The sequence below is a fragment of the Streptomyces sp. YS-3 genome, assembly GCF_045257485.1.
Classification (GTDB): Bacteria; Actinomycetota; Actinomycetes; order Streptomycetales; family Streptomycetaceae; genus Streptomyces.
This window is the reverse complement of sequence record NZ_JBJHPC010000978.1, coordinates 1-1,478: the sequence shown is the minus strand read 5'-3', so window position 1 is coordinate 1,478 and position 1,478 is coordinate 1. Positions and strand designations below refer to the sequence as shown.

At 74.4% G+C, this 1,478-nt stretch carries 2 protein-coding genes; both read right to left on the bottom strand.

The features are described from left to right. Positions 1 to 470: 470 nt before the first annotated feature. Complete coding sequence (locus ACJA3G_RS36845; protein ID WP_358836495.1) at positions 471 to 965, bottom strand: SUKH-3 domain-containing protein; 495 nt, start codon at positions 963 to 965, stop codon at positions 471 to 473. Between the two features lie 10 nt (positions 966 to 975). After that, positions 976 to 1,478 (bottom strand): YwqJ-related putative deaminase (locus ACJA3G_RS36840; protein WP_406557368.1); only part of this gene is annotated, 503 nt, incomplete at its 5' end.

The following is a 1,478-nucleotide window of genomic DNA, read 5'->3' as shown; positions in this document are numbered from 1 at the left end:
GTGGTGGGTTGCTCGCGCCCCTGTACTGCCCGGGGTTCGTCTGCGGGCGAGTGGTGGGCTGAGCGCGCAGTTCCCCGCGCCCCTTCAGGGCCCGGTGGTCGTCTGCGAGTTGTCTGTGGCTGAGCGCGCAGTTCCCCGCGCCCCTTTTGGGCCGGGGCTTTGTCTGCGGGTTGTGGGTGGCTGGTCGCGCAGTTCCCCGCGCCCCTGGGGGGTTGTGGCTGAGCTGGGTTTTCTGGGGGCGGCCAGGTGCCTCAGGGGCGCGGGGAACTGCGCGAGGAGCGGGCACGGTCCGCAGACGAACGAGGGTTTTTAGGGGCGCGGGGAACTGCGCGGGCAACCCAGCACGGTCCGCAGCCGAAAGATAGGTGTGGCAGGCCGAGGACGGTTCTCCGGCTGCGGCGGAGTACCTAAGGGGCGCGGGGAACTGCGCGATCAGCCGCCCACCGGGCCGCAGACGCACCCCGGGCCGGTCAGGGACGCGGGGACGTCAGGCGGATTGGCTGGACTCCCGTCATCAGGGTGTTCAGGGCCAGGTCCAGGTCCGCCCCCAGGTACCAGTCCCCCGTGTGGTCGATGCTGTACACCCGCCCCTCACTGTCGATCGCGAGAACGGCCTGCTGCTCCCCCTCCTCCCCCAGCGGCGCCAGCTCCGTCTCCAGCGCCCGGCCGAGGTCCGCGAACGTACGGGCCAGATGCAGCCCGGCCACCGGGTCGAAGCGGACCGTGGCGGGCGCGTTGTGGCGGCCGGGGCCCGGCGCGGTCAGCCGCAGGCCCCCGAACTCGGCCCACGCCTCCACGGCCGCCGGGAACACGGTGTGCCGGTGCCCGGCGGGCGAGGTGTGCGCGCGCAGTACGTCGGCCCAGGCCTCGGCCTGCCTGATGTCCCAGCGGCCCGGGTGCCACCCGGCGGCGCGCAGCGCGGCGTCGACGGGCACGGGGAAGCGGGTGGTGGAGACGTCCGGCATCGTGTTCGGTTCAGCCCTTCTCGGCGGCGGGGTCCACGGCGCGTACCCCGAAGTGGGCGAGCAGCGCGGTGCAGGAACGGCAGGGCGGGGCGTAGCTGCCGTGCAGCGGGTCGCCGTCCTCGCGGATGCGGCGGGCGGTGACCTTGGCGTGCTTGAGCGCGCGGCGGGCCTCGCCGTGGGTCAGCGGCTTGCGGCCGGACCTGCGCGACTTGCCCGCGCGGGCCGACTCCAGCGAGGAGAGCTGGCGCGAGAGCAGGATCGCCTCGGGGCAGCGCCCGGTGAAGCGTTCGCGCTGCCCGCTGGTGAGGGTGTCGTGGAAGTCCTGTACGAGCGGGTGGAGCACCGGTGGCTGGTCGCCCTTGCCGGCGGTGCAGGTCAGCGTCTGGCCCCGGAGCGAGAGGGCGGCGGCCACGGCGGGAAGGATGCCGTCGCGGCGGTGCAGCAGTACGGGCGCGGAGGCGGTCGTACTGCTCCACTGGAGCCGGGGGTCCCCCGACCCCGGACCCGGTGCCC